Origin of the sequence: Hyphomicrobium sp. CS1GBMeth3 (genome assembly GCF_900117455.1) — a bacterium.
Taxonomy (GTDB): Bacteria; Pseudomonadota; Alphaproteobacteria; order Rhizobiales; family Hyphomicrobiaceae; genus Hyphomicrobium_C.
In genome coordinates this window covers 477,584-493,011 of record NZ_FPHO01000002.1, presented here as the reverse complement: position 1 = coordinate 493,011, position 15,428 = coordinate 477,584, and the positions used below count along the sequence as shown (strand labels likewise).

Here is a 15,428-nt window from a genome sequence, read left to right as displayed (position 1 = left end):
TAGATTATCCAGATCTGTCAATTGAAGCTATCTATTCCCCAACTAGATATTTTGGTCTAATAATTTTACCACAAAGGCGGGCGGTTCAGAGACATGACCGATAAGACCCGCCGGATATAGGGTGGAAAATCACGTGTGGTCTCAAGTCTATGATCCCTTCGGGGACATGCTGCTGTCTGCCGCCACGGCAGCGCTTCCTGTGGTCGTGCTTCTTGGTGCGATCGCGTTTTTTGAAGTGAGGGCGCACTACGCGGCCCTTCTGGGGCTCGCGGCAGCGCTCCTTGTCGCCATTTTTGCCTTCGGCATGCCACCGGGAATGGCTGGTCTGGCTGCCGCCTACGGCGCAGCCTTCGGCCTTCTCCCTATCGGATGGATCATTCTCAACGTCATCTTCCTCTATCAGTTGACAACCGAGAACGGCGAGTTCGACGTCGTACAGCGCAGTATCAGCCGCATCAGCAGCGACCGCCGCATGCAGGTGCTATTCATCGCCTTCTCGCTCGGCGCGTTCTTCGAAGGAGCAGCAGGGTTCGGCACGCCGGTCGCCGTAACGGCAGCCTTGCTCATCGGCCTAGGCTTTCCGCCGCTGGCAGCATCGGGGCTTTCGCTCATCGCCAATACGGCGCCGGTTGCCTTTGGCGCGCTTGGATCCCCGGTCATTGCGCTTGCAGCGGTGACCGGCCTCGACCTTCACGAGTTGAGCGGCATGATCGGCAGACAGCTCCCGCTATTCTCGGTAATCGTCCCATTCTGGGTGATCTGGGCCTATGTCGGCTTTCGTCGCATGATGGACGTGTGGCCGCCGATTGCAGTCGCGGGCATATCGTTCGCCGTGCCTCAGTACATCGTTTCAAACTATCATGGTCCATGGCTCGTAGACATCATCGCCGCTGTCGTATCGATGACGTGCCTCGCTCTGTTCCTCAAAGTCTGGGAACCCGCGCGCGAGATGGCGGGCCACGGCGACGTCGCAACACAGCCGGAGCAGCCGAGCAACGACGTCGCGCATACGATATCACGTGCGACCCTGCTGCGGGCGTGGACGCCATGGCTCCTCTTGAGCGCAATCGTGTTCTTGTGGGGCACACCTCAGGTCAAGGCTTTCCTCGACAGCCTGTGGTCCTACAAGCATCCTGTCGCAGGACTCGACGGTCTCGTACAGAAGATGCCGCCCGTTGTGGCAGTGCCTCACGCGGAAACGGCGGTCTACAATCTGAACCTGATTTCAGCAACCGGCACCGGCATTCTGATTGCCGCGCTGCTCTCCGGCCTCGTTCTGGGGCACCGCCCTTTGCAGATAATACGCATCTATGGACGCACGCTTTACCTCGTCCGCTATTCGCTGATCACCATCGCCGGCATGCTCGCAATCGGGTTTGTCACCCGCTATTCGGGAACTGACGCCACCTTGGGCCTCGTCCTTGCCAATACGGGATGGCTCTACCCGTTCTTTGGAACGCTGATCGGTTGGCTTGGCGTCGCGCTCACCGGTTCCGACACGGCTTCGAACGTTCTGTTCGGCGGTCTGCAGCGTGTGAGCGCCGAGCAGCTTGGGATCAACGCGACACTGATGGCCGCTGCCAACAGCTCCGGCGGCGTCATGGGTAAGATGATCGACGCACAGAGCATCGTCGTCGCCTCCACGGCGACCAAATGGTACGGGCACGAGGGAACGATCCTGCGCTTCGTATTCTTCCACAGCGTGGCACTGGCCACGCTTGTCGGACTGCTTGTGACTGCACAAGTCTACGTCTGGCCATTCACCTTGCTTGCACCTTAACTTATGCCCGGCAGTTGGCCACGATGACGAAAAATGATGTTGCAGCGCCAGGGACGAACGGAGGGCTGAGAGTTGCCCTCTTCGTCACGTGTCTGGTCGATCTCTTCCGGCCAAGCATCGGCTTCGCCGCGGTTAAACTGCTCGAGGATGCAGGTTGTATCGTCGAGGTTCCGCCGCAGCAGGTCTGTTGCGGCCAGCCGGCCTACAACAGCGGGGATGCAGCCTCGGCGCGTCGCATCGCAAAGCAAGTCATCGAGACGTTCGCCGGCTACGACTACGTTGTCGGACCCTCCGGCTCATGCATGGCCACGATCCGCAAGGACTATCCTGTGATGTTCAAGGACGATGCCGCCTGGAGCGAGCGGGCGGAGGTGCTTGCGGAGCGCAGCTACGAGCTCATGTCGTTTCTGACCGACGTGCTGGGCGTTTCGACGGCCAAAGTAACCTATCAAGGCAAGGCGGCCTATCACGATAGTTGCTCCGGCCTGCGCAGCCTCGGGATCAAGGATCAGCCGCGCCGGCTCCTGCACGCCGTCGATGGCTTGACGCTCACCGAACTCCAGGATGCAGAGACCTGCTGCGGTTTCGGTGGCACCTTCTGCGTCAAGTACCCGGAGATCTCCGTCAAAATGGTCTCCGACAAGGTTGGCAATGTCGACATGAGCGGTGCTGACACGTTGCTCGGCGGCGATCTCGGCTGTCTCCTGAACATCGCCGGTCGGCTGCGGCGTCTCGGAAAGACGGTCCGTGTCTTCCATGCCGCGGAGGTGCTCGCCGGCATGGCGAACCGGGCCGGCATTGGCGATCCGGAGAAGGATTGATGCAAATCAACACCCAGGATTTCAGCGCGCGCGCCTCCGAGGCTCTCGCCGACGTGAGCCTCCAGCAGTCGGTCTCGAACCTCAAGCGTGGCTTCGTCGCTGCCCGCGCCCGGGCAGTGGCGGCGTTACCGGAATACGAGGCCATGCGGGAAGCCGGTGCGGCGATCAAGGACCATACTCTCGAAAACCTCGATTTCTATCTCGAGCGCTACGAGCGGGAGGTAGTGCGCCTGGGCGGCCACGTCCACTGGGCCGAGGACGCCGACGAGGCTTGCCGTATCGTCCGCGATATCTGCGCGCGCGCAGGCGCCAAGACCGTCGTCAAAGGCAAATCGATGGTGTCGGAGGAGATCGGGCTCAATGAGGCGCTGGAAGCCGACGGCCTCGAGGTCGTGGAATCGGACGCGGGCGAATACATCGTGCAACTCGCCAAGGAGGCGCCGAGCCACATTGTCATGCCCACCATCCACAAGACGACGGATGACATCGCCGACCTCTTCCACGAGCACCATCGTGCCTATGGCTTCACAGCGCGCGCAACCGATGCGGCAGAACTCATCTCCCAGGTCCGCTCTATCATGCGCGACAAGTACTTCGCGGCTGACGTCGGCATCACCGGTGCAAATTTTCTCGTTGCTGAAAGCGGATCCAACATCATCGTCACCAACGAGGGTAACGGGGATCTCACGTCTACGCTGGCCCGTGTGCACATCGTGACGGCCGGCATCGAGAAGGTCGTACCGACGTTGAACGACGCGACCGTTCTCCTGCGCCTGTTGGCGCGCAGCGCCCTCGGCATGGAGATCACGAGCTACACTACGCTGTCCACCGGACCGCGCCGTCCCGGAGATAAGGACGGCCCCGATGAGTACCATGTTGTGCTCGTCGACAACGGACGCACCAAGATGCTCGCCGGCGCGTTCAGGCCCATGTTGCGGTGCATCCGGTGCGGCGCTTGCATGAACCACTGTCCCGTCTATCTGGCGGTGGGTGGCCATGCTTACGGCTGGGTCTACCCCGGGCCAATGGGCGCCGTGCTGACGCCGATGATCGCCGGTCACGATAAAGCCAGCGAGCTCCCGCACGCCTGCACGCTCAATGGGCGTTGCCAGCAAGTTTGCCCAGTCAAGATTCCCCTCCCCGATCTTTTGCGGCGGTTGCGCCACGACCAGTGGGAAGCGGGCCTGATCAAGAGCAAGGTCCGGTGGGGCATCGGCCTGTGGGCTTGGTTCGCCGCGCGCCCCACGCTCTATCGCATGTCCACGCGGCTCATCATTGCGATGCTTGGACTGATGGGCCAATCCAGCGGCCGCTTCAAACGCCTACCACTCGCGAGCGGGTGGACGGCAGGACGCGACATGCCGGCGCCGCAAGGCACGACATTTCATACGGCGTGGGCCAAGAGGAACCAGCAGCAGTGAGCGGTAGTCGACGCGATGACATGCTGGCGCGGATCAGGGATGCACTGGGGCGTCCGCAACGCTCCGAGGAGACTGTGACAGAGCTCGAGCATCGGCTGAACCAGCCGCCCGCCGGGCCGCGTCCGCGGCTGGACGACGATCGGCTGGGTCAGTTCGTCGCCAAGGCAGAGGCCAATCTCATCACGGTCGAGCGCATCGCCTCGCTGCAGATGCTGGTGCCCTCGGTCCAGGCGCTTCTGCCTCAATCATCCGAGCCCCCCGACATCAGCGTCGCGCCGGCGCTGGAGCATTTGGGGTGGCCGAGCGACTGGCACATCAACATCGGCGCCGGACGTAAGAAAGAGCCCCTGAGCGTCACGATGGCCGTCGCCGGCATAGCGGAAACGGGCAGCGTGGTCCTGCAATCCGACTCGGCATCTCCGACGACGCTAAATTTCCTGCCGGATACCCACGTCATTGTCCTCAAGACGTCGGATATCGTGGCTTACCCCGAGGACGCCTGGGCGCTGGTACGCTCCAAAGGTGCAGACTGGCCCCGCACGGTCAACATCATCTCGGGCCCATCGCGCACTGCAGATGTTGGCGGAATCATCGTGCGGCCCGCTCACGGGCCAAAGAGCGTCCACCTCATCCTTTGTGACGGTTGAGTCTCACCAGAGGTGGGGCCATCCGACGGCGCGTCACAACCGGCGCGCAAAAAAAAGAGGGGCGATTTGCTCAATCGCCCCCCAAGGGCCACCTCGGGAGAAGTGTCGCATCACGGGCAAGGTCAGAAGAAAATCGCGGCACCCAAGGCGTAGAGATGGAGATCCTCAAGGTCCTCGGTCCCCCTCCCACCGTCGGCAACGAAATCGACTTCCCCGCCGTAGTTCTTGTACTTGAGCCAGATCGCCATCGATGCAGCATCGATCTCTTGAACGACGCCGAAGCCGAAGCGCTCGAACGTGGAGCCGCTTGCCTCGACTGAGGCCGCAACACCGCATGCCGTGTCAATCTTACCGCCCGTGCCCGCAAAGCCATCACAGATGTCGGTAACGCCACTGAAGACGGCGCCGCCCTCGAGGCCGCTGAACATGTCAGTGCCGCGACCGTACTCGCCATAGAAGACGGTGGCGCCCAGCGCATTGAGGTTCGCTCTGATACCAGCTTTAAGATAGAGTTGATCGGTATCCTTGAACCCGTCCGGAGTCTCGTGCCCGTAGTAGACGCTGCCGAACAGGCCCGACGGAGTGTGTAGCGCCGCGAAGCTGACTTGGAAGATCCCTGCATCCGTAATCGTGTTGATGCGTGTGTCCGTGTTCTCCTGATATGAGATGCCAAACGCCGTCTTGAAGGCGCCGAACTCCCCGCTGTGGCGAAGAGCGACGTCCCAAAAATCATCTTGCCCCCAGCTCGTCGATCCGACAAATCCATAAATCGTCGGCGTGTCGTAGCGAACGCTATTCGTTCTGTCACCGCCACAGTCGGCGAAGATCCCCACGCCGGTCGTGTAGCAGTTGCCGATATCACCCCACCGGGCCTTGGCACGCGTTTTCGTTCCTTTCGGAACAAGCTGGAAGTTCTGCCCGTCGAAGATGACGAGGTTGGCGGCAAAAATGCTGCCGGCTCCGGACACGTCGACCCAGGTGTCATCCGAAGCCTGGCTTTGACGCCCGACAGAGATGCGTCCCAGCCGTTCGCTCTTCAGCCACCAATAGGAGTTCAATGTACCTGGCGGGCCGTCGCCGCCGTTGGAATTGAAGGCATCCTGAACGAAACCGTTGGCGCCGGTGATATCCAGACGCAGGCTGAAACCGGCGGAGAACTCATGGTCAATTTGAGCGCTTCCATCGAAGTGAAGACGGTTGCCGAGGTCATTCAAGCTCGTCCCGACATAGGCGTCCGAGCCGATGCTGTCATCCCAACCGAGAATCTGCTCGGTGATCCAGCCTGAAATGGTCAGCGAGACTTTCCGGTTCCCCTTGCGAGCCGTCGTGGCATCGAGCTCGGCGACCCGTTCCTCGAGATCAGCGCAGCAGTTTCCTCCGAGGTCCGCAGCCAGCACGCTGTCACTCATGAGCACCGAGGCAGCCGCACCGATCAGTGCCGTGCCCGAAATTCTTCTTCTACCCCCACGCATTCCTCTCTCCTTTCAATCTCTCGCGTCATTTGCGCGATCGCAGCCGCGTTTTTCGTAACTCGTGGATGACGCGCGGTGAGAAAGGCAAGGGGCGTGCCAAGAATGCGCTCGAGTGGCACAGGAGAAAATTCGCATCGCATGACGGCGACAGCCGCGAACGCAAAAATGCAGATGGAGAAACGCTTTCTTAGACGCACACAAAGAGAACCACATGGAGATGGACTCTCCGTTTGCGGAAAAGATGTGCTCGGCCGGCAACAATGAGCGCGCCGCGCGCTGCTTCCCACATCTGCGCTCACATCTGTTCCCGCGTCACACTGTGACATCACAGCGGTTCTGCGTGATGTAACGTGGTCTACCGTTGACGTTTGTTCAGCTGGCCGTCCCGCCCCAAACCTCGCACGCAGAACGCGCAATAGACCAATGTCGATTCCGACAAATTTCCGCGCGTTCTCGCGACGTTAGCCCCCACCCTCCGCAACCGCCTCCGCACCTTCCCACGTCGCACGCTGGCTGCTGGCACGATTCATGCTGACCCCTCTTTTTCGCGGAGTGGATGTCGCATCGAGCGGCGGCCGATCCGCGGCTCGCACGACAACGAAAAAAGAGATCGGGAGGAACATGTCGAAGGTTACACGAGCTGGCCATACGGCCGGTCCGGAGAGCACTGGCACGGTTACCGTCGGCCGCCGGATCGTCATTCAGGGCCTTGCTGTTTCCGGTTGCGTTGCCGCTGCCGGCGGCTTGCTGAAGTCCGCCGCAAAAGCGGACCAAGGCGAGCTTGCACAATCGCTGAAACCCGGTGATCGCTTCGCGCTTGAAGTTGAGAATGGTCCCCTGAAACCGTTGCGTTTGGAGGATATCGCCCCGGGAACTGCAATCCTGGGCGCCTATCCGATCGATTCAGAAACGGGGCTGCTGCGCAATGAAACGCGCCTCAACATGGTGAACCTCGCGCGGCTTTCCGACGTCAAACCCGACACCCCTGCTGCAGCAGCATCCGGTGTAGTCGCCTTCTCCGCAGTCTGCACACACAAGGGCTGCTCGATCACATCCTGGAATGCGGAAGACAGCCACTGGCGCTGCTTCTGCCACATGTCCGAGTTCGACGCTTCGGACAATGGAGAGCCGGTCGCAGGACCGGCATCCGACCCGTTGCCGATGGTGTTCTTAGCCATCGACGCCGAGGGCTACATCACGGCAAGCGCCGAGTTCTCGAGAACTCCGGGCGGAACGGGCTGACGTCACGATCAAAAAAAACACGCGCAGAACAAATCTACCAGAGAGGAAGCAAATGAAACCAAGTGTGGGTACAGCCGCGGCATGTATGCTTGTGGCCCTAGGGACGATCGGCTGCCAGCCGGCATCGGCGTCCGAATACAGCGCCGTGACCGAGGAGCGACTACGCAATCCGGAGCCTGAAAACTGGTTGAGCTGGCGCGGCAACGATGCCGGCTGGGGCTACAGCCCGCTCGAGCAAATCACTAACGAGAATGTCAAAGACCTCGTACCGGTCTGGTCGTACGCGACAGGACTTCAGGAGGGCCACCAGGCGCCTCCGATTGTCAACAACGGCGTCATGTTCGTTTCGACTCCCGAGAACAACGTCATCGCCCTGAACGCCAAGACCGGCTACGAGATCTGGCGCCACCGCAGGAAGCTCCCAAAGGAGCTCTTCCAGCTTCACCCGACAAATCGCGGCGTCGGACTCTTCAAGGATCGTGTCTACTTGGCAACGCTCGATGCCTGCGTGATCTCCCTCGACGCAACGAACGGCAAACAAGTCTGGGAAACGTGCATTGGCGATTGGAAGATCGGCGAGTACAGCACGCTGTCTCCCCTCATCGCCGACGGCAAGGTGATTGCCGGCGTGTCGGGCGGTGAGTACGGCGTTCGCGGCTCAATCACCGCTCTTGATGCGGAGACGGGCAAGATCGCGTGGAAAACATATACCGTGCCTGCACCCGGCGAGCCGGGCAGCAATACGTGGCGCGGCGAGGACTGGAAGACCGGTGGTGCCTCCATCTGGATGCAGGGCAACTATGATCCGGAAACCAAGCTCGCCTACTTCGGTACCGGCAATGGCGCTCCGTGGATGCCGGACGCGCGTCCGGGCGACAATCTCTACACAACCTCGGTAATCGCCATCGACGTCACGACCGGTGCGATCAAAGGACATCACCAGTACCACTGGAACGATGCCTGGGACTGGGACGAGGTCTCGGCCCCGCTCCTGATCGACTACCCGCGCGACGGGAAAAATTACAAGGGCCTCGTTCACGCTGGCCGCAACGGCTACCTTTGGTGGCTCGCACGTTCGGGCAACGACATCGACTTCGTCCACGCTGATCCCTACGTCGAGCAGGACGTCTTCGAAAACATCGATCCGAAGACCGGTCGCCCGAGCTACCATCCCGACAGGACTCCGGGCCTATCCAAGGTCGTGAAGTTTTGCCCAAGCCTGTGGGGCGGCAAGGACTGGCCGCCGGAAGCCTACAATCCCAAGACCGGCCTGATCTACATTCCGTCGCACCGCAACCTGTGCAGCGAGTACGGCGGAACCGGCAAGCTCGACAAGCTGAAGCCGGGCGAGCTCTGGCTCAGCATTTCGGTCGACGATCTCTTCTCGAGCCTTCGCTGGAGCGACAAGGTCGATCCGACGAAGCCCGTGAATATCGGTCAGTTGCAGGCCTTCGACGTGAAGACCGGCAAGCAGGCCTGGACGCACGACTTCGCTGACACTCCGTTCTGGGCGCCGCTGCTTTCGACTGCCGGCAACCTTGTGTTCGCAGGCGGCACGGTCGATCGCAAATTCAGAGCCTTCGACGCCACGAGTGGCGAGAAACTATGGGAGTTCGCGACCAATTCGGGCGTCACCGGCGTACCGTCCAGCTTCTCGGTCGACGGTGTCCAGTACATCGCCGTGCAGTCCGGATGGGGCGTGGACGCAGAACGCATGCACAGCCTGATGAACAAGATCCTCCCCGAGGACCGCAAGCTCCCGCCGGTTCCCCAGGGCGGAACAATCTGGGTCTTCGCACTCAAGAAATGAGGTCCGCCTTGAAAAACCACAGCCTTTTCGGGCGGAACCAAGGAGGCGGCTCACGCCGCCTCCTCTCTCTCGTTGCGCTTGCCTTCGTTGCTTCCGCTCAAAGCCTTGCGTGGGCGGCCGCACCCGGCCTGCCAACGTCGCAGAACGAACTCGTGAGCGAAGTTCGCAAAGCAATCGAGGCCGGAGACTTTCCGACCATCGAACGCTTGGTGCTCTGGAACGGTGTCAGCCCATTCAAACGCCGTATCGTCTCGAGCCAGATCCGCCATTCGTTGGGACGCCCGATCCAGAAAATCGAGATCGAACCGGCCGACATAGAGACGCGGAGGGATCTGCAGAGCCTCGGCAATCTCAAGCTCAATCTACCGGTGTCGGATCTTCTGCGTGTCACCTACGACGACGCGGACGATGCATCGGTCACACCGGCGACGGTTTTCCTGATCGGCAAATTAGAGGGTGCTTATCGCATCGTGCTGCTCAACAAGAGAAAGCCCGGCGAGGACGTCGACTGAGCGGTACGCCAGCCGAACTCAGATCGAAGAAAGGACTGCGAATGCTCACCATCACCGTGAACGGCCAGGATCGCCAGTTCAATGGCGATCCCAACACGCCGCTGCTTTGGTTTGTCCGCGATGAGCTGGGGCTCACGGGAACGAAGTTCGGATGCGGCGCCGGACTTTGCGGCGCCTGCACGGTGCACCTCGACGGCGTCGCCGTGCGTGGCTGCATCACGACTGTGAGCGAGGCCAAGGGCAAGAGCGTCACGACGATCGAGGGCCTGAACCCCGACGGGAACCATCCCGTCCAAAAAGCATGGCGCGAGCTTAACGTGCCTCAGTGTGGCTACTGCCAGGCCGGTCAGATCATGCAGGCCGCATCCCTGCTGACCAAGAACCGCGCGCCAAGTGATTCCGAAATCGTCGAGGAGATGGCTGGAAACATCTGCCGTTGCGGCTGTTACGAGCGCATCCACGCTGCCGTTCGCCTCGCCGCAGGAGGAGTGTGATCCATGTATCACTATTTCGAAAAGAACGCGGCAGCCACCGGAAGCGCCGTCGACGCGCGGGCCGTCATCTGGAACGTGAGCAGGCGCAGCTTCATCGGCGGCGTGCTCAAGACGTCCGGCGTCGCTGTCGCCCTGCAGATACTCCCTGGCGGCACCGCCCGCGCCTATGACGCCTATCCAACAGGGGCAGCCGCCATGCCGCGCGGCGTGGTCAACGATCCTCACATCTTCGTCGCCATCGATACGGACGGCCTCGTCACCATCGTAGCGCACCGCTCCGAGATGGGAACGGGCGCAAAGACCAGCCTGCCCATGGTCGTGGCCGACGAAATGGAGGCGGACTGGTCGCGGGTGCGCGTCATCCAGGCGCCCGGAGATGAGCCGCGCTACGGCAACCAAGACACCGACGGCTCGCGCAGCGTTCGACACTTCATTCAGCCCATGCGCGAATGCGGCGCCGCGATGCGCACCATGCTGGAGGCTGCTGCCGCCGCCAAATGGGGCGTGGATCAGTCCCTCTGCAAGGCGAAGATGCACCATGTCGTCTTGTTGGAAAAACGAACGGCCGAGGGCGAAACGTTTGAGACCACGACGCGCCTCGGCTTCGGCGAGCTGGCAACAGCGGCGATGAGCCAGCCCGTTCCTTCGCGTGACAAGCTCGTGTTCAAGATGCCGAAGGACTTCCTCTACATCGGAAAAGGCAAAACACAGATTGTCGATCTGCATGACATCACGGTCGGTACGGCTCAATACGGCGCCGATGTGCGCCTGCCCGGCATGAAGTATGCGGTCATCGCCCGCCCGCCTGTGGTTGGCGGAAAAATAAGAAAGTATGACGCAACCGCGACGCTGCAAGTCCCCGGTGTCGAGGCCGTCCACGAGATCGAGGGCTCGACGCCGCCGGCCAAGTTCGCGCCCCTCGGCGGCATCGCCGTCGTCGCGCGGTCGACGTTCGCGGCCATGCAAGGCCGCGACGCCCTGACGATCGAATGGGAGAACGGGCCGCACGCAAGCTACAATTCCGCCACCTACCGCGAGGAGATGAGCGCGGCCGCCCAGAAGCCGGGTAAGATCATTCGCAACCAGGGCGACCCCGACAGCGCCTTTTCTAGTGCCGCGGAGGTGTTCACGGCGGAGTACCACCAGAGCCACGTCGCCCAGGCACCCATGGAGCCGCCCGTTGCGCTCGCGCGGATCACCGACGGCAAGATCGAGGTGTGGGCCCCGGCGCAGAGCCCGTACGGCGCTCGGGAGGACATTGCCAAGGCATTGGACGTGCCCATTGAGAACGTCACCGTTCACGTGACGTTGCTCGGTGGAGGGTTCGGCCGCAAATCGAAATGCGACTACATGATCGAGGCCGTGCAGCTTTCCAAAATGCTCGGTGGGACTCCCGTCATGCTCCAGTGGACGCGCGAGGATGACGTGCGTCACGCCTTCTACCACACAACATCCATCGAGCGCATTGAGGCCGCGTTGGACAAGGCAGGCAACGTCGTCGGATGGCGGCACCGCTCCGTCGCGCCGTCCATCCTGTCGACGTTCGCTGCTGACAGCGGCTACCAGTTCAACATCGAGTACGGCATGGGCTTTGCCGACATGCCGTTCGAGATCCCGAACATCCGCTGCGAGAATGGCCAGGCCTTCGCGCATACACGCATCGGTTGGTTCCGTTCGGTGTCGAACATTCCGCGCGCTTTTGCCGTGCAGTCGTTCGTCTCCGAGCTGGCTTACAAGCTCGGCCGCGATCCCAAGGAACTCCTGATCGAGTTGATCGGCTCGGACCGGAAGATCGATCCGAAAGCCTCAGGCATGCCCGAAGACTTCTGGAACTATGGCGAGCCATATGCGGAGTTCCCGATCGACACCGCGAGGCTGAAGAACGTCGTTGAAGTCGCCGCCGAGAAAGCCGGCTGGAACAAGAAGCTGCCTTCCAAGCAGGGGCTCGGAATCGCGGTGCATCGCTCGTTCGTCTCGTACGTCGCGATGGTCGTGCATGCGGAGATCGACGGCAACGGGATCATCCGCGTGCCCGAGGTGACGGCCGCAATCGATTGCGGATTCTACATCAATCCGGAGCGCATCCGATCGCAGATCGAAGGCGCAGCAGTGATGGGCATGTCGACGGCCCTCTATAGCAGCATCACGTTCAAGGACGGGCAGGTCGAGCAATCGAACTTCAACGATTTTGAAGTCGCGCGCATGTCGAACTTTCCGCAGAAGGTCAACATGCACATCATCGAGCCCACGTCTCCGTCGCACCACGCGACGGGTGTGGGCGAGCCGGGAGTGCCTCCGTTCGCACCGGCCCTGTGTAACGCGGTCTTCGCCGCCACCGGTAAGCGGCTGCGCAGCCTGCCGACAGGAGAAAAGATCGATGCGTGAGCGTGAAGCCGCGCCAGTGGCGCGGCCTTCTCTTACGGGATCGCGGAGCGCCACCTCCCTCCAAACATAACGAGCCGCGGCGAGATCCGCGGGCTGCCTCTGACGCTTGCTGCGAACCAGCTTGGCTGCTTCGCAGCGCGACACAATGCGAAACAAGGCTTTTGGATACATGCACGACAAGCCCGACGAAAAAGGCCAGGAGCTTCGCGAGTGGGAGGACGCGATTTCGTCCGTTCTCGCATTCGCGGGCCGGCACCATGCAGACGAGGTCTTGAGCAGCGCGGTCGAGATCGCACGGCGCTCCGGTGCGCGGCTACCGTTCGCCGCAAACACAGCCTACGTCAACACGATCGCGGTCGACGAGGAGCCGCCGCATCCGGGCGTGAGAGAGGTCGAGCACCGTATCCGCTCGGCGATCCGCTGGAACGCGGCCGCAATCGTCCTGCGTGCCAACAAGTCCTCGTCCGAGCTCGGCGGCCACATCGCAAGCTTCCAGTCCGCAGCCACGCTCTATGACACCGGCTTCGAACACTTCTGGCACGCGCCGTCGGAAACTCACGGCGGCGACCTCCTCTTCATCCAAGGTCATTCGTCACCGGGGATTTATGCGCGCGCCTTCCTAGAAGGCCGGCTCACTGAAGAGCAGCTAACAAACTTCCGCCAAGAGGTCGACGGTAGTGGCCTGTCGTCCTATCCCCACCCGTGGCTCATGCCGGACTTCTGGCAGTTCCCCACCGTCTCGATGGGACTCGGACCCATCATGGCCATTTATCAGGCGCGCTTTTTGAAGTACCTGCACGGCCGCAACCTCGCCGATACGGACGATCGGCACGTCTGGGCGTTCTGCGGCGACGGCGAGATGGACGAGCCGGAAAGCCTCGGCGCCATTGCGCTCGCCGGCCGTGAGAAGCTCGACAACCTGATCTTCGTCGTCAACTGCAACCTGCAGCGGCTCGACGGCCCCGTACGCGGCAACGGCAAAATCATCCAGGAGCTCGAAGGCGTGTTCCGCGGCGCTGGATGGAACGTCATCAAGGTCATCTGGGGCTCGACCTGGGATGAGCTTCTCGCCCGCGACACGACCGCCAAGCTGCGCGAGCTGATGGAAGAATGCGTTGACGGCGAGTACCAAGACTTCAAATCAAAGGACGGAGCATACATCCGCAAAAACTTCTTCGGGCGCTATCCGGAAACGGCAGCCATGGTCGCCGACTGGACGGACGACGAGATCTGGAAGCTGACCCGTGGCGGCCACGACCCGTCCAAAGTTTACGCTGCCTACAAGCGCGCCGTCGAGCATCGCGGTCAACCCACCGTCATCCTCGCCAAGACCGTGAAAGGTTACGGTATGGGACATGCTGGCGAGGGGCAGATGATCACCCACCAGCAGAAGAAGATGGAGATCGACGCCCTTCAGCAGTTCCGCGACCGCTTCCAGATTCCTGTCAACGACGACGAGCTTGCAAAACTGCCGCTGATCCGCTTTCCCGATGGCTCCGAGGAGATGAAATATCTCTGCGCAAGGCGAGAGGCGTTGGGCGGCTATCTGCCGGCGCGCCGCAAGACGAGCGAAAGCCTCAAGGCGCCCGGGCTGTCACTGTTCGAAGGGCAGCTCAAGAGCACCGACGGCCGCGAAATTTCGACCACCATGGCATTCGTGCGCCTCCTCTCGACGCTCCTGCGCGAGAAGACGCTCGGGCCACGCGTCGTACCGATCGTACCCGACGAAAGTCGAACCTTCGGCATGGAAGGCATGTTCCGCCAGTTCGGCATCTTCAGTCAGGTGGGCCAGCTCTACCGGCCGTCGGATGCCGGCGAACTGATGTTCTACAAGGAGGATCGTCAGGGCCAGATGCTGCAGGAGGGCATCAACGAAGCTGGCGCCATGTCGTCGTGGATAGCCGCAGCCACGAGCTATTCGACATCGAACGTGCCGATGATCCCGTTCTACATCTTCTACTCGATGTTCGGATTCCAGCGTGTCGGCGATCTTGCCTGGGCGGCCGGCGACATGCGCGCGCGCGGCTTCTTGATCGGCGGCACCTCCGGACGCACGACACTGAACGGCGAAGGTTTGCAGCACGAGGACGGCCACAGTCACCTCATGTCGGCAACGATCCCGAACTGCGTCTCCTACGATCCGACCTACGCCTACGAGCTGGCCGTAATCGTCCAGAACGGTCTGGCCCGCATGGTCGAGCGGCAGGAGGACGTCTTCTACTACATCACGGTGCTCAACGAGAACTATGAGCACCCCGCCATGCCCCAGGACGTGGAGGACGGCATTGTCAAGGGCATGTACCTCCTCAAGGAGCGGGCGAAAGACGGAAAGCTGAAAAGCGACCCCAGTGTACAGCTCATGGGCTCGGGTGCGATCCTGCGCGAGGTGATCGCAGCTGCCGAGCTGCTGGAGAACGACTTCGGCATCCCCGCCGACATCTGGAGCGTGACGAGCTTCACGGAGCTCGCCCGCGAGGCGCAGGAGATTGAGCGCTGGAACCTTCTCCATCCCCTGGAGCAGCCGCGCGTGCCGTATGTCACCCAGCAACTCGCCGAGCACGGCTCTGGACCCGTGATCGCCTCCACCGACTACATGAAGGCGTTTGCCGAGCAGATCCGCGCCTTTGTCCCCACCACCTATCGCGTGCTCGGCACCGACGGCTTCGGACGCTCCGACTACCGGCGCAAGCTGCGTTTCCACTTCGAGGTCGACCGGCACTTCGTCGCGGTCTCGGCCCTCAAATCCCTGGCGAACGAGAACAAGATCCCCTCGACACGGGTAGCCGAAGCGCTCGCCAAGTACGGCATCGACCCCGAAAAAGCCAACCCGGTGAAAATCTAGGA

At 61.7% G+C, this 15,428-nt stretch carries 11 protein-coding genes; 10 read left to right on the top strand and 1 reads right to left on the bottom strand.

What is annotated here, in order from left to right; all coding sequences use genetic code 11:
• Positions 1–166 precede the first annotated feature (166 nt).
• The 4 genes from CS1GBM3_RS02330 to CS1GBM3_RS02315 are packed head-to-tail and all read left to right on the top strand — an operon-like array spanning position 167 to position 4,669.
• Positions 167–1,780, top strand: a complete 1,614-nt coding sequence (locus CS1GBM3_RS02330; protein WP_244534578.1) for an L-lactate permease — start codon at positions 167–169, stop codon at positions 1,778–1,780.
• Positions 1,781–1,803: 23 nt separating this feature from the next.
• Positions 1,804–2,601 (top strand): (Fe-S)-binding protein, encoded by a 798-nt coding sequence (locus CS1GBM3_RS02325; protein ID WP_072390851.1) that lies wholly within the window; start codon positions 1,804–1,806, stop codon positions 2,599–2,601.
• Positions 2,601–4,022, top strand: a complete 1,422-nt coding sequence (locus CS1GBM3_RS02320; protein WP_072390849.1) for a LutB/LldF family L-lactate oxidation iron-sulfur protein — start codon at positions 2,601–2,603, stop codon at positions 4,020–4,022. The genes CS1GBM3_RS02325 and CS1GBM3_RS02320 overlap by 1 nt, the downstream gene beginning before the upstream one ends.
• Positions 4,019–4,669 carry a LutC/YkgG family protein gene (locus CS1GBM3_RS02315; protein WP_139247743.1) on the top strand — a complete coding sequence of 217 codons (651 nt, stop codon included), beginning with the start codon at positions 4,019–4,021 and terminating at the stop codon, positions 4,667–4,669. Before CS1GBM3_RS02320 ends, CS1GBM3_RS02315 begins: the two co-directional genes overlap by 4 nt.
• Positions 4,670–4,791: 122 nt before the next feature.
• Here CS1GBM3_RS02315 and CS1GBM3_RS02310 read toward each other — a convergent pair whose 3' ends face one another.
• Positions 4,792–6,141, bottom strand: coding sequence for a porin family protein (locus CS1GBM3_RS02310; protein ID WP_139247741.1), 1,350 nt, complete (start codon positions 6,139–6,141; stop codon positions 4,792–4,794).
• A 621-nt stretch (positions 6,142–6,762) separates the two neighbouring features.
• On the opposite strand from CS1GBM3_RS02310, the gene CS1GBM3_RS02300 reads away from it, so the two are divergent.
• From CS1GBM3_RS02300 to aceE, 6 genes are all read left to right on the top strand, one after another.
• Positions 6,763–7,383, top strand: coding sequence for a QcrA and Rieske domain-containing protein (locus CS1GBM3_RS02300; protein WP_072390835.1), 621 nt, complete (start codon positions 6,763–6,765; stop codon positions 7,381–7,383).
• 85 nt (positions 7,384–7,468) lie between these two features.
• The gene (locus CS1GBM3_RS02295) at positions 7,469–9,193 is read left to right on the top strand and encodes a PQQ-dependent dehydrogenase, methanol/ethanol family (RefSeq protein ID WP_210186194.1); all 1,725 of its coding nucleotides are present in this window, start codon (positions 7,469–7,471) and stop codon (positions 9,191–9,193) included.
• Between the two features lie 152 nt (positions 9,194–9,345).
• Entirely contained in the window at positions 9,346–9,705 is a 360-nt protein-coding gene (locus tag CS1GBM3_RS02290) for a hypothetical protein (RefSeq protein WP_139247740.1), read from the top strand.
• A gap of 41 nt (positions 9,706–9,746) precedes the next feature.
• Positions 9,747–10,199, top strand: a complete 453-nt coding sequence (locus CS1GBM3_RS02285; RefSeq protein WP_072390827.1) for a (2Fe-2S)-binding protein — start codon at positions 9,747–9,749, stop codon at positions 10,197–10,199.
• 3 nt (positions 10,200–10,202) lie between these two features.
• The gene (locus CS1GBM3_RS02280) at positions 10,203–12,584 is read left to right on the top strand and encodes a xanthine dehydrogenase family protein molybdopterin-binding subunit (protein ID WP_083566971.1); all 2,382 of its coding nucleotides are present in this window, start codon (positions 10,203–10,205) and stop codon (positions 12,582–12,584) included.
• Positions 12,585–12,753: 169 nt separating this feature from the next.
• The gene (gene aceE, locus CS1GBM3_RS02275; RefSeq protein WP_072393502.1) at positions 12,754–15,426 is read left to right on the top strand and encodes a pyruvate dehydrogenase (acetyl-transferring), homodimeric type; all 2,673 of its coding nucleotides are present in this window, start codon (positions 12,754–12,756) and stop codon (positions 15,424–15,426) included.
• Positions 15,427–15,428 lie beyond the last annotated feature (2 nt).

Excerpts from the sequence above, each read along its gene's own strand:
- CS1GBM3_RS02330 (WP_244534578.1), top strand. The coding sequence starts at position 167 with ATGCTGCTGTCTGCCGCCACGGCAGCGCTTCCTGTGGTCGTGCTTCTT.
- CS1GBM3_RS02325 (WP_072390851.1), top strand. The coding sequence starts at position 1,804 with ATGACGAAAAATGATGTTGCAGCGCCAGGGACGAACGGAGGGCTGAGA.
- CS1GBM3_RS02320 (WP_072390849.1), top strand. The coding sequence starts at position 2,601 with ATGCAAATCAACACCCAGGATTTCAGCGCGCGCGCCTCCGAGGCTCTC.
- CS1GBM3_RS02310 (WP_139247741.1), bottom strand. The coding sequence starts at position 6,141 with ATGCGTGGGGGTAGAAGAAGAATTTCGGGCACGGCACTGATCGGTGCG.
- CS1GBM3_RS02300 (WP_072390835.1), top strand. The coding sequence starts at position 6,763 with ATGTCGAAGGTTACACGAGCTGGCCATACGGCCGGTCCGGAGAGCACT.
- CS1GBM3_RS02295 (WP_210186194.1), top strand. The coding sequence starts at position 7,469 with ATGCTTGTGGCCCTAGGGACGATCGGCTGCCAGCCGGCATCGGCGTCC.
- CS1GBM3_RS02285 (WP_072390827.1), top strand. The coding sequence starts at position 9,747 with ATGCTCACCATCACCGTGAACGGCCAGGATCGCCAGTTCAATGGCGAT.
- CS1GBM3_RS02280 (WP_083566971.1), top strand. The coding sequence starts at position 10,203 with ATGTATCACTATTTCGAAAAGAACGCGGCAGCCACCGGAAGCGCCGTC.
- aceE (WP_072393502.1), top strand. The coding sequence starts at position 12,754 with ATGCACGACAAGCCCGACGAAAAAGGCCAGGAGCTTCGCGAGTGGGAG.